This is a genomic window from Leclercia adecarboxylata (assembly GCF_035787115.1).
Classification (GTDB): Bacteria; Pseudomonadota; Gammaproteobacteria; order Enterobacterales; family Enterobacteriaceae; genus Enterobacter; species Enterobacter adecarboxylatus_E.
This window is the reverse complement of record NZ_JALKTL010000001.1, coordinates 1,474,070-1,490,025: the sequence shown is the minus strand read 5'-3', so window position 1 is coordinate 1,490,025 and position 15,956 is coordinate 1,474,070. Positions and strand designations below refer to the sequence as shown.

Genomic DNA, 15,956 nt, shown 5'->3' with positions numbered 1-15,956 from the left:
ACCGGCGCCAGGATCCTCAATTTTCACGTACCAGTAGTTGTAGCGAATGAATACTGAAGCCACTCACGACCAAAATGCAGCACTTTCCACTGGCGTTCGTCTTCGCAACGCCCGTGAACAACTCGGACTAAGCCAGCAAGCCGTTGCGGAGCGCTTATGTCTGAAGGTTTCCACGGTCCGCGATATTGAAGAAGATAAGGCGCCTGCCGATCTTGCTTCAACGTTTCTGCGTGGTTATATCCGCTCCTATGCGAAACTGGTTCATATCCCCGAAAACGAACTGCTGCCAATGATGGAAAAACAGGCACCGGTACGGGCGGCGAAAGTCGCGCCGATGCAGAGTTTTTCGCTGGGCAAACGCCGTAAAAAACGTGATGGCTGGCTGATGAGTTTTACCTGGCTGGTACTGTTTGTGGTAGTCGGCCTGACGGGCGCATGGTGGTGGCAGAACCACAAAGCGCAGCAGGAAGAGATCACCACCATGGCCGATCAGACATCCGCCGAGCTGAATAATTCAGCGGGCGATGGCGCGCAGAGCATCCCATTGAATACCGACGCCTCTGCCACCGCCAGCGAAACGCAGGCGCCAGCAACCGGCACTCAGGATACGGCAACGGCGCAAACTGCTGCGCCAGCCGCCGATCAGACGGCGCAGGCACCTGCGGATAACGCCGTGGTTTCGCCTTCTCAGGCCAACGTTGATACTGCACCTGCCACCGCTCCGGCAGCAACGGCGGATGCCACTAACCAGACATTACCTGCCGATCCGGCAGGCGTGACGGCGGCACCTGTTGACCCGAACGCGCTGGTGATGAACTTCACCGCCGACTGCTGGCTGGAAGTGACCGATGCAACGGGCAAAAAACTGTTCAGCGGCCTGCAGCGTAAAGACGGCAGCTTAAACCTGACAGGCCAGGCGCCGTACAAGCTTAAAATTGGTGCTCCGGCTGCGGTCCAGATTCAGTTCCAGGGTAAACCTGTCGATCTGAGCCGTTTTATCAGAACTAACCAGGTTGCGCGTCTGACCGTCAATGCCGAACAATCAGCAGCACAGTAAGTAACAGTCAGGCAACGCGGGAGATTTTTCATGCATAACCAGGCTCCTATTCCACGTAGAAAATCGAAGCGTATTTACGTCGGAAATGTGCCAGTTGGCGATGGTGCACCCATCGCCGTTCAGTCGATGACCAACACCCGCACCACCGATGTGGAAGCGACGGTCAATCAGATCAAAGCGTTAGAACGCGTAGGCGCGGACATTGTTCGTGTTTCCGTGCCGACAATGGATGCGGCAGAAGCGTTCAAACTCATCAAACAGCAGGTCTCCGTTCCGCTGGTTGCCGATATTCACTTCGATTACCGTATCGCGCTGAAAGTGGCGGAATACGGCGTCGATTGCCTGCGTATCAACCCCGGCAACATCGGCAGTGAAGAGCGTATCCGCGCGGTAGTCGATTGCGCCCGCGACAAGAATATCCCCATCCGTATCGGCGTGAACGCCGGTTCTCTGGAAAAAGATCTCCAGGAAAAGTATGGCGAACCGACGCCGCAGGCGCTGCTCGAATCGGCTATGCGTCATGTGGATCATCTCGATCGTCTGAACTTCGATCGGTTCAAAGTCAGCGTGAAAGCGTCAGATGTATTTCTTGCCGTTGAGTCCTATCGTCTGCTGGCGAAGCAGATCGATCAGCCGCTGCACCTCGGGATCACCGAAGCCGGTGGTGCACGTAGTGGGGCGGTAAAATCAGCCATTGGCCTCGGCCTGCTGCTGAACGAAGGCATCGGTGATACCCTGCGCGTCTCGCTGGCCGCCGATCCGGTCGAAGAGATCAAAGTGGGCTTCGATATTCTGAAGTCGCTGCGTATTCGTTCCCGTGGCATCAACTTTATCGCCTGTCCGACCTGCTCGCGTCAGGAGTTTGACGTTATCGGTACGGTGAACGCCCTTGAGCAGCGTCTGGAAGATATCATCACCCCAATGGATGTCTCTATTATCGGGTGTGTGGTGAACGGTCCGGGTGAAGCGCTGGTGTCAACGCTCGGCGTTACGGGCGGTAACAAGAAAAGTGGTCTCTATGAAGATGGCGTTCGCAAAGATCGTCTGGATAATAGCGACATGATTGACCAGCTTGAAGCCCGTATCCGCGCCAAAGCGACCATGCTTGATGAAGCGCAGCGCATCAGCGTGCAACAGGTCGAAAAATAACGTGATGGGAAGCGGTCTGCTTCCTGTGTATGATTGAACCCTTCGGTTATGAACCTGAGGGTTCATTTTTGTCTATAGAAAGAGAACAAACGTGGCAAAGAATATTCAAGCCATTCGCGGCATGAACGATTATCTGCCTGGCGAGACCGCCATCTGGCAGCGCATTGAAGGCACCCTCAAGCAGGTGCTCGGCAGCTACGGTTACAGCGAAATCCGTTTGCCGATTGTAGAGCAGACCCCGTTATTCAAACGCGCAATCGGCGAAGTTACCGATGTGGTTGAAAAAGAGATGTACACCTTTGAGGATCGTAACGGCGACAGCCTGACCTTACGTCCTGAAGGCACGGCGGGCTGTGTACGCGCCGGCATCGAGCATGGTCTCCTGTACAATCAGGAGCAGCGCCTGTGGTATATCGGCCCAATGTTCCGCCACGAACGTCCGCAGAAAGGCCGCTACCGCCAGTTTAACCAGCTGGGTGTCGAAGCCTTTGGTCTGCAAGGACCGGACATCGACGCAGAGCTGATCATGCTTACCGCCCGCTGGTGGCGCGCGCTGGGCATCGCCGAACACGTTACGCTGGAGCTGAACTCTATTGGTTCTCTTGACGCGCGCGCTAATTACCGCGATGCGCTGGTGGCGTTCCTGGAACAGCACAAAGAGAAGCTGGATGAAGACTGTAAGCGCCGTATGTACAGCAATCCGCTGCGCGTGCTGGATTCCAAGAACCCGGACGTGCAGGCTCTGCTGAACGATGCACCTGCCCTGGGTGATTACCTGGATGACGATTCCCGCGAACATTTTGCCGGTCTGTGTAAACTGCTGGAAGCCGCCGGGATTACCTACACCGTAAACCAGCGCCTGGTGCGTGGTCTGGACTACTATAACCGCACCGTATTTGAGTGGGTCACCACCAGCCTGGGCTCGCAGGGCACCGTCTGTGCCGGCGGTCGTTATGACGGCCTGGTCGAGCAGTTAGGCGGACGTCCTGCACCTGCCGTTGGCTTCGCCATGGGTCTTGAGCGACTTGTTTTGTTAGTTCAGGCAGTTAATCCGGAATTTAAAGCCGATCCTGTTGTCGATATATACCTGGTAGCCTCAGGCGCGGAAACGCAGTCTGCGGCAATGCAGCTTGCCGAACGCGTGCGCGATGCGCTGCCGGACGCTAAGCTGATGACCAACCACGGCGGCGGCAACTTTAAGAAACAGTTCGCCCGTGCCGATAAGTGGGGCGCGCGTATCGCACTGGTACTCGGCGAGTCAGAAGTGGCTAACGGCGATGTCGTAGTGAAAGATCTGCGCTCTGGTGAGCAAACAACGGTAACGCAGGACGGCGTTGCGGCGCACTTGCGCACTCTACTGGGCTAAGGAGAAGGACTGCGTGGAAATTTACGAGAACGAAAACGACCAGGTTGATGCGATTAAACGCTTCTTTGCTGAAAACGGCAAAGCCCTGGCTGTTGGGGTAGTTTTAGGTATTGGCGCGCTGGTGGGCTGGCGTTACTGGAACAGTCATCAGGTCGACTCTGCGCGTGGTTCTTCCTTACAGTATGAAAATACCGTGAGCGCAATCCGTGCCGATCAGCCGCAAACGCTGACAGCGGCAGAGAAATTTGCCGCAGACAACAAGAACACCTATGGCGCGCTGGCTTCGCTGGAAGTGGCTCAGCAGTTTGTTGATAAAAATGAACTGGATAAAGCGGCAGCGCAGCTGCAGCAGGGTCTGGCATCAGCAAGCGACGATAACCTGAAAGCGGTTATCAACCTGCGTCTCGCCCGTATTCAGGTTCAGCAGAAGAAAACTGACGACGCGCTGAAAACGCTGGACAGCGTTAAAGGCGAAGGTTTTGCTGCCATTGTTGCCGACCTGCGTGGCGAAGCATTGCTGAGCAAGGGTGACAAACAGGGCGCGCGTAGCGCATGGGAAGCGGGCGTGAAAAGCAACGCCTCACCCGCGCTGAGCGAAATGCTGCAGATGAAAATAAATAATTTGTCCGTCTGAGAGGGACCCGATGCAATTGCGTAAATTACTTCTGCCAGGACTGCTTTCCGTTACGTTATTGAGCGGCTGTTCACTGTTCAGCGGCGAAGAAGATGTTGTCACCATGTCGCCACTGCCGACGGTTGAAAACCAGTTTGAGCCATCCACCGCCTGGAGCACGTCCGTGGGCGACGGGATTGGCGATTTCTATTCCAACCTGCATCCTGCTTCTGCGGACGGCGTGGTCTACGCGGCCGATCGCAAAGGCACGGTGAAAGCCCTTAACGCCGATGACGGCAAAGAAGTGTGGTCTGTCAACCTCGCTGAAAAAAGCGGCTGGCTGTCACGCACGCCAGCTCTGCTTTCCGGTGGTGTGACGGTGGCCGGTGGTCATGTTTATATTGGCAGCGAGAAGGCACAGGTTTATGCCCTTAACACCAGCGATGGCTCCATCGCCTGGCAGACTCGCGTAGCGGGTGAAGCGCTCTCTCGTCCGGTCGTCAGCGACGGGATGGTGCTGGTGCATACCGCAAACGGTCAGCTGCAGGCTCTGAATGAAGCTGACGGTGCGGTGAAGTGGACCGTAAACCTGGATATGCCTGCGCTCTCCCTGCGTGGTGAATCGGCTCCGGCCTCCGCGTTTGGCGCCGCCATTGTCGGTGGTGATAACGGTCGCGTCAGCGCCGTGCTGATGCAGCAAGGCCAGCTGATCTGGCAGCAGCGTATCTCTCAGGCTACCGGTCCGACCGAAATTGACCGTCTGAGCGACGTAGATACCACCCCGGTAATTGTGAATGGCGTAGTGTATGCGCTGGCCTATAACGGCAACCTGACCGCGATGGATCTGCGTAGCGGCCAGATCATGTGGAAACGCGAGCTGGGCTCAGTGAACGATTTCATCGTTGACGGTAACCGTATCTATCTGGTCGATCAGAACGATCGCGTGCTGGCCCTGAGCACGGAAGGCGGCGTGACGCTGTGGACGCAAAGCGATCTGCTGCACCGTCTGCTGACCACACCGGCGCTCTATAACGGCAGCCTGGTTGTGGGGGATAGCGAAGGGTATATGCACTGGATTGACCCGAGCAACGGTCGTTTTGTCGCTCAGGAGAAAGTTGACGGTTCCGGCTTCCTGACCGAGCCGGTATCGGTTGACGGCAAACTGCTGATCCAGGCAAAAGACGGTACGCTGTACGCGATCACGCGTTAATCACCGCGGTTGTAGTATACTCAACGGCTCCTGTTGCTTCAGGGGCCGTTTTGATTTTTTAAAAAACGCCGCAAACGCGACGTGATATCGAATTTTATGAGGCTTTAAACATGGTACCTGTGGTCGCGCTTGTCGGGCGCCCGAACGTTGGAAAATCCACTTTATTTAACCGTTTAACACGCACCCGTGATGCGCTGGTTGCGGATTTCCCGGGGCTCACGCGTGACCGTAAGTACGGTCGTGCAGAAGTGGAAGGTCGTGAATTTATCTGTATCGATACCGGTGGTATCGACGGTACAGAAGACGGCGTTGAAACCCGCATGGCGGAGCAATCCCTGCTGGCGATTGAAGAAGCCGACGTTGTGCTGTTTATGGTTGATGCGCGCGCCGGCCTGATGCCTGCCGACTCCGCCATTGCCAAACACCTGCGCTCGCGTGAAAAAGCGACCTTCCTGGTGGCGAACAAAACCGACGGTATCGATGCCGATCAGGCGATGGCAGATTTCTGGTCGTTAGGCCTGGGCGATATCTACCCGATCGCTGCCTCCCACGGTCGCGGCGTCACCAGCCTGCTGGAAACCGCACTGCTGCCTTTCGTTGACGAGATCAATCCGCCGGAAGAGGTGGATGAAGACGCAGAATACTGGGCGCAGTTCGAAGACGGCGAAGAAGGCGAAGAAGAGGAGCCTGAAGATGACTTCAACCCGCAGGATCTGCCGATTAAGCTGGCGATTGTGGGCCGTCCGAACGTAGGTAAGTCAACGCTTACTAACCGCATCCTTGGTGAAGACCGCGTGGTGGTGTACGACATGCCGGGCACCACCCGTGACAGCATCTACATCCCGATGCAGCGCGACGAGCGTGAATACGTGCTGATCGATACCGCGGGCGTGCGTAAGCGCGGGAAAATCACCGATGTGGTGGAAAAATTCTCGGTAATCAAAACCCTGCAGGCGATTGAAGACGCTAACGTGGTGATGCTGGTTATCGATGCCCGTGAAGGCATCTCCGATCAGGATCTCTCCCTGCTCGGCTTTATCCTCAATAGTGGGCGCTCACTGGTTATCGTCGTCAACAAGTGGGATGGCCTGAGCAATGAAGTGCGTGAGCAGGTGAAAGAGACCCTGGACTTCCGTCTGGGCTTTATCGACTTTGCCCGGGTGCACTTCATCTCTGCCCTGCACGGCAGCGGCGTCGGCAACCTGTTTGAATCCGTACGTGAAGCCTACGACAGCTCCACCCGCCGTGTGGGTACCGCGATGCTGACCCGCATCATGACCATGGCGGCGGAAGACCATCAGCCACCGCTGGTACGTGGTCGTCGCGTGAAGCTGAAATATGCTCACGCGGGCGGTTATAACCCGCCTATCGTGGTTATTCACGGTAACCAGGTGAAGGATCTGCCTGATTCTTACAAGCGCTACCTGATGAACTACTTCCGCAAATCGCTGGATGTAATGGGTACGCCGATCCGTATCCAGTTCAAGGAAGGGGATAACCCGTTTGCCAACAAGCGCAACACCCTGACGCCAAACCAGATGCGTAAGCGTAAGCGTTTGATTAAGCACATCAAGAAAAGCAAATAATCCTTGCTGTTATGCTCGAAAACCCGCGCCAGTCGCGGGTTTTTTTATGTCTGAACTGCTGAAAACCCGCCCTGCGCGGGTTTTTTATATCTGAAAGGAGCGAATAATTATTGATGTGATGTCAATCACTATTCATGTTTATCCAACATAAAATCTAAGAAATAAGATGATTGTCGAGTTTTCATCTTTTGATGGTGCATCAGGGGCTGGACAAAAGTAGCGTCAGGTTATCAAATGGTTAAATAACATTTCGCCGGTTGCAAAAAAAGCCGCACAGAATACTCGCTGTGCGGCTGATTTCCGGTGTTTACAAGCATGACGACACATCATCTCGGGAGAATTATGCAATCCTCTGTTAATAAAAATGAAAGCCGAACTTTCTTCGGCCATCCTTATCCCCTTGGCTCGCTATTTTTTACCGAGATGTGGGAACGCTTCTCATTTTACGGCATTCGTCCGTTACTGATCCTGTTTATGGCAGCCACCGTTTATGATGGTGGGATGGGGCTGGCACGTGAAAATGCCTCCGCCATCGTCGGTATCTTTGCCGGTACCATGTACCTGGCCGCGCTGCCCGGCGGCTGGCTGGCGGACAACTGGCTCGGACAGCAGAGAGCGGTCTGGTACGGTTCGATTCTGATTGCGCTTGGCCACCTGTCGATTGCGCTTTCTGCGGTGATGGGTAACAACCTGTTCTTTATCGGTCTGATGTTTATTGTGCTTGGCTCGGGCCTGTTCAAAACCTGTATCTCGGTGATGGTGGGCACGCTGTATAAGAAAGGCGATGCGCGCCGTGACGGTGGCTTCTCGTTGTTCTATATGGGCATCAACATGGGCTCATTTATCGCGCCGCTGATCTCCGGCTGGCTGATTAAATCGCACGGCTGGCACTGGGGCTTTGGTATCGGCGGTATCGGGATGCTGGTGGCGCTGGTCATTTTCCGCCTGTTTGCCGTTCCGGCCATGAAACGCTACGACAGCGAGGTGGGGCTGGATTCCACCTGGAACAGCCCGGTGGCGAAGAAAAACGGTGTTGGCGCCTGGCTGCTGGCGCTGGCGGCGGGTATTGCGATTATTGTCATCCTGATCGCCCAGGGCGTGATTGTTATTAACCCGGTTGCCGTGGCCAGCGTGCTGGTTTATGTGATTGCCGCTTCGGTGGCGCTCTATTTTATCTGGCTGTTTGTTTTCGCTGGCCTCAACCGTAAAGAGCGCGCCAGACTGCTGGTCTGCTTTATCCTGCTGGTTTCGGCGGCCTTCTTCTGGTCAGCGTTTGAGCAAAAGCCGACCTCATTCAACCTGTTTGCCAACGACTACACCAACCGCATGATTGGCGATTTTGAAATCCCGGCGGTGTGGTTCCAGTCGATTAACGCCCTGTTTATTATCCTGCTGGCGCCGGTCTTTAGCTGGGCGTGGCCGAAGCTTGCGAGCAACAACATTCGCCCGAGCAGCATCACCAAGTTCGTGATCGGTATTCTGTGCGCGGCAGGAGGCTTTGGCCTGATGATGCTGGCGGCGCAGAACGTTCTCAATAATGGTGGGGCGGGCGTATCGCCGTTCTGGCTGGTGGGCAGTATTTTGATGCTGACCCTCGGTGAACTGTGCCTGAGCCCGATTGGTCTGGCGACCATGACCCTGCTGGCTCCGGAAAGAATGCGCGGTCAGATGATGGGGCTGTGGTTCTGCGCCAGCGCGCTGGGCAACCTGGCGGCAGGCCTGATTGGCGGTCACGTGAAGGCCGATCAGCTGGACATGCTGCCGGATCTCTTCGCGCGCTGCTCCATTGCCCTGCTAATTTGTGCCGCCGTTCTGACGGTGCTCATTGTTCCGGTACGTCGTATGCTGGAAAATGCACAAACGAAAAGTGAGCCGAAACCGGTAACCAACGCCTGAATCCTGCCCTGACTGGCCGGGGCGTGGTTACGCCCCGGCAGTGTAACAAAAGAGGTGGGAGATGCAGATTGGTTTTGTTGGGCTTGGCGCGGTAGTAGAGACCGCATATCTGCCCGCATTAAAAAGTACCTTTGGCGATTCGCTTCGCTGTCTGGGCTTTGATATCCAGCCCGCCAGGAGCCTGGCTGGCGTCACGCGTTGTCCTTCGCTCAACGACCTCCTTGCCCGGCCTCTCGATACGCTTTTTATCACCACCGCATCACTGCAACATCTTGAAGTGCTTGAGCAGGCGCTGGCCTCTTCCATCCCCAGGATCGTGGTCGAAAAACCCATTGTCGCCACGCTTGCCCAGACCGAAAAACTGCGATTGCTGCTGGCAAAACCGGCGGCGGCTTCCCGGGTGCTGACGCTCGATCACTGGATGGCGCGCATTAACCTGGTGCGCCTGGGGCTGGTCGGGAGCTTCTCTGACATCGCCAGAATCGAGGGTTTTTTACAGGAACCGAGCGGATTTAACGCGGCGGGAGAGCCCATTGCGCTCAACTTTGCCACCGGCGAGCCGGATACCCGCTCGCTTCGCCACCCGGACGGGGTGATCCTCGATATCGGCACGCATGTGCTGGCGATGATGCGGGAAACGGTGCGTTATCTGGGCGGCAGCAGCGATCTGGCCTTGCAGATGGTGACGGCAAAAGATCGGCTGGGGCGCGATATTGCCAGAGGCGATCTGACCACCGCGGAAGGTGAGGCGCATCTTAAGGGAACGATGGGCGGCGTGCCGGTGGATATCTGGCTGAACAAATATGCCGGGCCATCCGGCGGGCAAAAAGGGCTGCGGCTGCATCTGCGGGATGGACGGGTAATCAGCCACGACCGTCAAGGGGCGGAGGATGTGCTGGAGCTGTTCGATGGCGAGCAGGTTCAGCGCTGGCGTTTTGGCGGCACGATTTACGCCCACTGCCTGGCTGAGCATATTCTCGGCGAGCAGAGTCTGTTTAACCGCGACCCGCAGGAGGTGAGCCGCACAACCCAGCGCCGGCTGGAAGAAGTCGAATGCCTGCTGGCATTACAGCAACAGCTGCGTGGCCCCCACTGAACGCATCGTGTTAACATCGACGTTGTACTGAATACCCTTCAAAGGAGTCATCATGTCGATTACCTGCCCGGAGTGTCATGCAGCGCTGGAGCCGCAAAACGGCGTAGCGCACTGCGAGAGTTGTAATAAAGATATTGCTCTGGAAGCGCGCTGTCCGGAATGCCATAAGCCGCTTGAGGTGTTAAAAGCCTGCGGTGCGGTGGATTATTTTTGCCAGAACGGCCACGGCCTGATCTCGAAAAAGCGCGTTGAGTTCGTCCTGCCCGGCGCTTAATCACAGATGCAGCCTTCGCCCTTGCGCCACAAATCTATCAGCGACGGCGGGGCTTCCTGCTCCGGCACCAGCAGGATCACATCGGTATACTGCGCCTGGTTATGGCGGGTCCAGACGATCTGGATGCGAAAGTAGCGCTGATCGCCGCGCCCCGGCGGCGACGCCTGGCCGGGCGGCTGGCCGAGGACCAGCGCCTGGTCGAGGATCTCAACCACCCGCTGGCGCTGTTGCGCGCTCAGTTCTGAGAGGGCGATACGCCGCAGGCCGCTCAGATTAGGAATAAAGGCGACACCGCCCTCGCGGGCCAGCTCAACCACCGCGTCGTCTGTCAGTTCCGGGATCTGCATTTACAGCACTCCTGTCGTCTTCCAGGCTTGTTCAATGGCCGCCGCGACGTCGGCCCCGGCGCGTTTCTCTCCGTGATAGATAGTCAGCCTTGCAAAGGCGGCAAAATCCGCGTCCTGCGTCAGGTTTCGGTCGCAAACCGTATCGTACCAGGCGTAGCCTGCCTTTTCCCAGGCATAGCCCCCGATGGCGGTGGCCGCCAGGTAAAAAGCCCGGTTAGGGATGCCGGAGTTAAGATGCACACCGCCGTTGTCCTCACGGGTTTTGATAAAATCATCCATGTGCCCCGGCTGCGGATCTTTTCCCAGCAGCGGATCGTCGTAGGCGGTTCCCGGCTCGGACATGGAGCGCAGCGCCTTGCCGTTAACCCCCTCGGCCAGCAGCCCTTCGCCAATCAGCCAGTCGGCCTCATCGGCGGTTTGCTTAAGGTGATACTGCTTCACCAGCGCGCCGAATACGTCTGATAACGACTCGTTCAGCGCGCCGGACTGTTCAAAGTAGATAAGCCCGGCTTCGGTCTCTGTGACGCCGTGGCTCAGCTCGTGGGCGACCACGTCTATGGCGATGGTAAAGCGGTTAAAAATCTCGCCGTCCCCGTCGCCAAACACCATCTGCTGCCCGTTCCAGAAGGCGTTCTGATACTCCCGGCCATAATGCACGGTGCCGGTAAGGATCAGCCCCTTGTTATCAAGGGAATCGCGCTGATAGTTTTTCCAGAAAAAATCATGGGTGATGCCCAGATAATCGTAGGCTTCATCCACCGCCACGTCGCCGTTAGAGTGCTGCCCCTCATAGCGCACCTGGGTGCCAGGTAGCTCCTGGGTCTGCCTGGCGTCATAGATGTCCCGCTCCAGCTGCCCGGCTCGGTTAACGTGCGGCGCGGCGGGTTTTCCCGGCATATGGGCCATCAGCGTCTGGACATGGGTCAGGGTCTGGCGGGCGCAGCGCTGCTGCGGCTCAGAGCCGCTCTCGATAATGCGGCGAAGAATATAGGGTGGGATCACGCTACAGGCTCGGGTCATGCGTCTCTCCTGTTATGGCAATGCCGAAAAAAGCAACAGCTTAAGTGTAAATCATAGCGGCAAAACGGCGGGTAAGTCGGACAAATCGCGGGGCAAAAAAGTGGCGCAACCGACGCTCAGGGATTAGGTTTTTTAACGACCTGACGCGAGGAACGGTATGAAAAAAAATCTGGCTCTGGCCATCACGGGATTTGCCTTAATCGCCGTCACCTATGGGATGGCACGCTTTTCATGGGGCATCATGCTGCCGGATATCCGGCAGGCTATCTCTTTTTCACCGCAGACCGCAGGCCTGATTGCCGCCTGCAGCTACGGGGCCTGTTGTCTGTCAGTTTTTTTCGCCTCTTTTCTGACGCAGCGCTTCGGGCCCCGCTTCCCGGCCGTACTGGCGGCCTTGACGGCGGCGGCCGGGTTGCTGATTCTGGCGTTAGCCCCTTCGCCGCCGGTGCTGGCCGCGGGCCTGTTTATTGCTGGCCTCAGCTCGGGGCTGGCGTCTCCCGCTCTTGCGGGGGCCGTGAGCGCCGGAGTTAACCCCGAGCGGCAAACCCAGGTGAACACCATCATTAACGCCGGAACCAGCGGCGGTATCATCCTGTCGGTGCCGGTGCTGTTTTTTGTACCGGGAGGCTGGCGGGTCGCCTGCGCGATCTTTGCCCTGCTGGCATTAGCATCACTTATCCCCGTCTGGCGCTATCTGCCCCGCGCGACGAGGGCAGCCGAAGAGGTGCCGGGCTGGCGCGCTCTGATGCAGAAACCGGGAATGATTCGCCTGTCCGCTATCGCCCTTGTCAGCGGCATCGCCAGCGCCGCCTGGTGGAGCTTCGGCCCTGAGCTTTTGCAACGCCATACCAAACTGGATGATGCTACCACCAACGTCCTGTGGCTGGTGAGCGGTGGGGCAGGGGTGGCCGCCGTGTTTACCGGCAGCCTGGCGAAGCGCATCGGCATGCGCGGGGTGTATAGCGGATCGCAGCTCTTTATGGCGGGGTCGCTGATCGCCCTGGCCCTGAGCAAGGACTTTGCCTGGTGGCTGGTGCCGGTGGTGGCGATGAGCGGGGCGGGGTATGTGATTTTATCGGGCGTGCTGCTGGTGCAGGGGGCGCGGGTTGCGGAGCCTTCGCCTGCGGCAGGGGTCAGCATTGCCTTCCTGATGCTGGCGCTTGGGCAGATTATCGGCTCGGTGTTTTTTGGTCAGCTGTATGGGACGGCCGGCGCGGCGTGGGCGCTGCTGACGTTTTCCGCGCTATCACTGGCGATGCTGGCGGTGGCGCCCGATGCCGAACATCAGGCGTCCTGATCCGCGTCAGGCCTTTTTGCGGGCGCGGGTTTTTTTGGCTACCGTGACGCCTTTCACTTCGCTTTCTACCCAGCCGTCCGACAGCCGGGTGGTGAGCACATCACCCGCTTTGACCTGTTTCGTTTGCTTCAGCACTTTGCCGTCGGTGGCGGTAGTCACGCTGTAGCCGCGCGCCAGTGTCGAAAGCGGGCTGACGGCTTCAAGATGCGTCACCGCATTGCCGAAGCGCTCCCGGGTGCTGCTCAGGCGGGCGCGCAGGTTCTCGCTCAGACGATATTCCAGCTGCTGAATACGCGTTTGCGCGCGCCAGATACGCGGCTGCGGGTTTTGCTGATTCAGGCGCTGGGCGGTGCGCTGCTGGCGCTGCCCGGCCCGTTTAAGCTGATTATCCACCGCCACGTTCATTCGCTGGCGCAGACGTTCCAGCACCGTTTGCTGGCGCGCCAGGCGCAGCTGCGGGTGCTGCTGTTGCAGGCGGTGGTGAAGCTGGGTAAAGCGACGGGTGCGGTTGGCGAGGAAATAGTCCATCGCCATCTCCAGGCGCTGCTGGCCGTTCTGGATCTGGCGCAGCAGCTCCAGCTGGTTACGGCTCACCATTTCTGCCGCCGCAGAAGGCGTAGGCGCGCGTAAATCGGCGACAAAATCGGCAATCGTCACATCCGTTTCGTGGCCGACGGCGCTCACCACCGGGATCCGGCTGGCAAAAATCGCCCGCGCCACCCGTTCGTCGTTAAAGCTCCAGAGATCCTCCAGTGAGCCACCTCCGCGCCCGACGATCAGCACATCACACTCCTGGCGGGCGTTAGCCAGCTCAATGGCACGGACAATCTGCCCCGGCGCATCGTCGCCCTGAACGGCGGTCGGATAGATGACGACCGGCAGAGAGGGGTCGCGACGTTTCAGGACATGCAGAATGTCATGCAGCGCGGCGCCGGTTTTCGAGGTGATCACCCCCACGCAGTGAGCGGGGGAGGGCAGCGGTTGTTTGTACTGTTGATCAAACAGCCCTTCAGCTGAGAGCGCGGCTTTCAGCTGCTCATATTTCTGCTGTAAAAGCCCTTCACCCGCAGGCTGCATGCTTTCGACGATAATCTGATAATCACCGCGCGGCTCGTACAGGGTGATACTGGCGCGAACCAGCACCTGCTGCCCGTGCTGCGGTCGGAACGTGACCCGACGATTGCTGTTGCGGAACATCGCGCAGCGCACCTGGGCGGTGTTGTCTTTCAGGGTGAAGTACCAGTGACCGGACGCCGGTTGGGTGAAATTGGAGATCTCTCCGCTGATCCACACCTGGCCAATTTCCTGCTCCAGCAGCAAACGGACCGTCTGATTCAGGCGGCTGACGGTATAAATAGAGGGGGACTGGGAGGATAACATGTGAGCGGGATCAAATTCTAAATCAGCAAGTTATTCAGTCGATAGTAACCTGCTGAGAGGCGATCGCAAGCATTATTTATAAAAAAGTGTGGATGCAATCGGTTACGCTCTGTATAATGCCACGGCAATATTTAACCACCCAGGTCAGAGATATTGCCCATGCTACGTATCGCTAAAGAAGCACTGACGTTTGACGACGTCCTCCTCGTTCCCGCTCATTCCACCGTTCTGCCGAATACTGCCGACCTCAGCACGCAGTTAACCAAAACCATTCGCCTGAACATTCCTATGCTCTCCGCGGCAATGGACACCGTGACTGAAGCGCGCCTGGCTATCGCCCTGGCTCAGGAAGGCGGCATTGGCTTTATCCATAAAAACATGTCTATCGAGCGCCAGGCGGAAGAAGTTCGCCGCGTGAAGAAACATGAATCTGGCATCGTTACCGACCCACAAACCGTTCTGCCGACCACCACCCTGCACGAAGTGAAAGCGCTGACCGAGCGTAACGGTTTTGCAGGCTACCCGGTAGTGACCTCCGATAACGAACTGGTGGGCATCATTACCGGTCGTGACGTGCGTTTCGTCACCGACCTGAACCAGCCGGTCAGCGTCTACATGACGCCGAAAGAGCGTCTGGTTACCGTCCGTGAGGGTGAATCCCGCGACGTCGTCTTTGCCAAAATGCACGAAAAACGCGTTGAAAAAGCGCTGGTTGTGGACGACAGCTTCCACCTGCGCGGCATGATCACCGTTAAAGATTTCCAGAAAGCAGAACGTAAACCGAACGCCTGTAAAGACGAGCATGGCCGTCTGCGCGTCGGTGCAGCGGTTGGCGCTGGTGCCGGTAACGAAGAGCGCGTAGACGCGCTGGTTGCCGCGGGCGTTGACGTCCTGCTGATCGACTCCTCTCACGGCCATTCCGAAGGCGTGCTGCAACGTATTCGTGAGACCCGTGCAAAATACCCTGACCTGCAGATCATCGGCGGTAACGTGGCGACCGGCGCAGGTGCGCGTGCCCTGGCAGAAGCGGGTTGCAGCGCGGTGAAAGTGGGTATCGGCCCTGGCTCTATCTGTACTACCCGTATCGTCACCGGCGTGGGGGTTCCACAGATCACTGCGGTATCCGACGCGGTAGAAGCGCTGGAAGGCACCGGTATTCCGGTTATCGCTGACGGCGGAATCCGCTTCTCTGGCGACATCGCAAAAGCGATCGCAGCCGGTGCGGCAGCGGTAATGGTCGGTTCCATGCTGGCGGGTACTGAAGAATCCCCGGGCGAAATCGAACTCTTCCAGGGCCGTTCTTACAAATCCTACCGCGGGATGGGCTCCCTGGGCGCGATGTCCAAAGGCTCCTCCGACCGCTACTTCCAGACCGATAACGCCGCTGACAAACTGGTACCGGAGGGTATCGAAGGTCGCGTGGCCTATAAAGGCTACCTGAAAGAGATCATCCACCAGCAGATGGGTGGCCTGCGCTCCTGTATGGGCCTCACCGGCTGTGGTACCATTGACCTGCTGCGTACTAAAGCGGAATTCGTACGTATCAGCGGTGCGGGTATCCAGGAAAGCCACGTTCACGACGTGACGATCACTAAAGAGTCTCCGAACTACCGTATGGGCTCCTGATTAATTTCCGCGCCCGGCTTTAAGCCGGGCGCTCTGTTT

The 15,956-nt window shown here is 57.6% G+C and carries 14 protein-coding genes; 11 read left to right on the top strand and 3 right to left on the bottom strand.

The features are described from left to right. The first annotated feature begins 46 nt into the window (after positions 1-46). From rodZ to MXM41_RS06995, 9 genes are all read left to right on the top strand, one after another. Positions 47-1,057 (top strand): cytoskeleton protein RodZ, encoded by a 1,011-nt coding sequence (rodZ, locus tag MXM41_RS07035; protein ID WP_325930723.1) that lies wholly within the window; start codon positions 47-49, stop codon positions 1,055-1,057. Between the two features lie 30 nt (positions 1,058-1,087). Beyond that, positions 1,088-2,206: a flavodoxin-dependent (E)-4-hydroxy-3-methylbut-2-enyl-diphosphate synthase gene (gene ispG, locus MXM41_RS07030; protein ID WP_325930721.1), complete on the top strand. Its 1,119-nt coding sequence runs from the start codon at positions 1,088-1,090 to the stop codon at positions 2,204-2,206. A gap of 91 nt (positions 2,207-2,297) precedes the next feature. Beyond that, positions 2,298-3,572: a histidine--tRNA ligase gene (gene hisS / locus MXM41_RS07025; RefSeq protein WP_325930719.1), complete on the top strand. Its 1,275-nt coding sequence runs from the start codon at positions 2,298-2,300 to the stop codon at positions 3,570-3,572. 13 nt (positions 3,573-3,585) lie between these two features. After that, positions 3,586-4,206 carry a YfgM family protein gene (locus MXM41_RS07020; protein ID WP_325930718.1) on the top strand — a complete coding sequence of 207 codons (621 nt, stop codon included), beginning with the start codon at positions 3,586-3,588 and terminating at the stop codon, positions 4,204-4,206. A gap of 10 nt (positions 4,207-4,216) precedes the next feature. Next, positions 4,217-5,395, top strand: a complete 1,179-nt coding sequence (bamB, locus tag MXM41_RS07015) for an outer membrane protein assembly factor BamB (RefSeq protein ID WP_325930717.1) — start codon at positions 4,217-4,219, stop codon at positions 5,393-5,395. A 110-nt stretch (positions 5,396-5,505) separates the two neighbouring features. Further along, positions 5,506-6,981 (top strand): ribosome biogenesis GTPase Der, encoded by a 1,476-nt coding sequence (gene der, locus MXM41_RS07010; protein ID WP_325930716.1) that lies wholly within the window; start codon positions 5,506-5,508, stop codon positions 6,979-6,981. A 342-nt stretch (positions 6,982-7,323) separates the two neighbouring features. Beyond that, positions 7,324-8,877: a peptide MFS transporter gene (locus MXM41_RS07005; RefSeq protein WP_325930714.1), complete on the top strand. Its 1,554-nt coding sequence runs from the start codon at positions 7,324-7,326 to the stop codon at positions 8,875-8,877. A gap of 61 nt (positions 8,878-8,938) precedes the next feature. Continuing rightward, positions 8,939-9,973, top strand: coding sequence for a Gfo/Idh/MocA family oxidoreductase (locus MXM41_RS07000; protein ID WP_325930713.1), 1,035 nt, complete (start codon positions 8,939-8,941; stop codon positions 9,971-9,973). A 52-nt stretch (positions 9,974-10,025) separates the two neighbouring features. Beyond that, positions 10,026-10,247, top strand: a complete 222-nt coding sequence (locus tag MXM41_RS06995) for a zinc ribbon domain-containing protein (protein WP_325930712.1) — start codon at positions 10,026-10,028, stop codon at positions 10,245-10,247. Here MXM41_RS06995 and MXM41_RS06990 read toward each other — a convergent pair. Together MXM41_RS06990 and MXM41_RS06985 are read right to left on the bottom strand one after the other, a co-directional pair. Continuing rightward, positions 10,244-10,594 (bottom strand): protealysin inhibitor emfourin, encoded by a 351-nt coding sequence (locus MXM41_RS06990; protein WP_325930710.1) that lies wholly within the window; start codon positions 10,592-10,594, stop codon positions 10,244-10,246. The two genes, MXM41_RS06995 and MXM41_RS06990, sit on opposite strands and share 4 nt — an antisense overlap. Continuing rightward, on the bottom strand, positions 10,595-11,614 hold the full coding sequence (locus MXM41_RS06985) for a M4 family metallopeptidase (protein WP_325930709.1): 1,020 nt from the start codon (positions 11,612-11,614) through the stop codon (positions 10,595-10,597). A 157-nt stretch (positions 11,615-11,771) separates the two neighbouring features. Between MXM41_RS06985 and MXM41_RS06980 the strand changes: the two genes are divergently transcribed. Beyond that, positions 11,772-12,911, top strand: coding sequence for an MFS transporter (locus MXM41_RS06980; protein ID WP_325930708.1), 1,140 nt, complete (start codon positions 11,772-11,774; stop codon positions 12,909-12,911). Positions 12,912-12,917: 6 nt separating this feature from the next. On the opposite strand, the gene xseA is transcribed toward MXM41_RS06980, so the two are convergent. After that, positions 12,918-14,291, bottom strand: a complete 1,374-nt coding sequence (gene xseA, locus MXM41_RS06975; RefSeq protein WP_325930707.1) for an exodeoxyribonuclease VII large subunit — start codon at positions 14,289-14,291, stop codon at positions 12,918-12,920. Positions 14,292-14,450: 159 nt separating this feature from the next. On the opposite strand from xseA, the gene guaB reads away from it, so the two are divergent. Beyond that, the gene (guaB, locus tag MXM41_RS06970; protein ID WP_156239545.1) at positions 14,451-15,917 is read left to right on the top strand and encodes an IMP dehydrogenase; all 1,467 of its coding nucleotides are present in this window, start codon (positions 14,451-14,453) and stop codon (positions 15,915-15,917) included. The last annotated feature ends 39 nt before the right edge of the window (positions 15,918-15,956 follow it).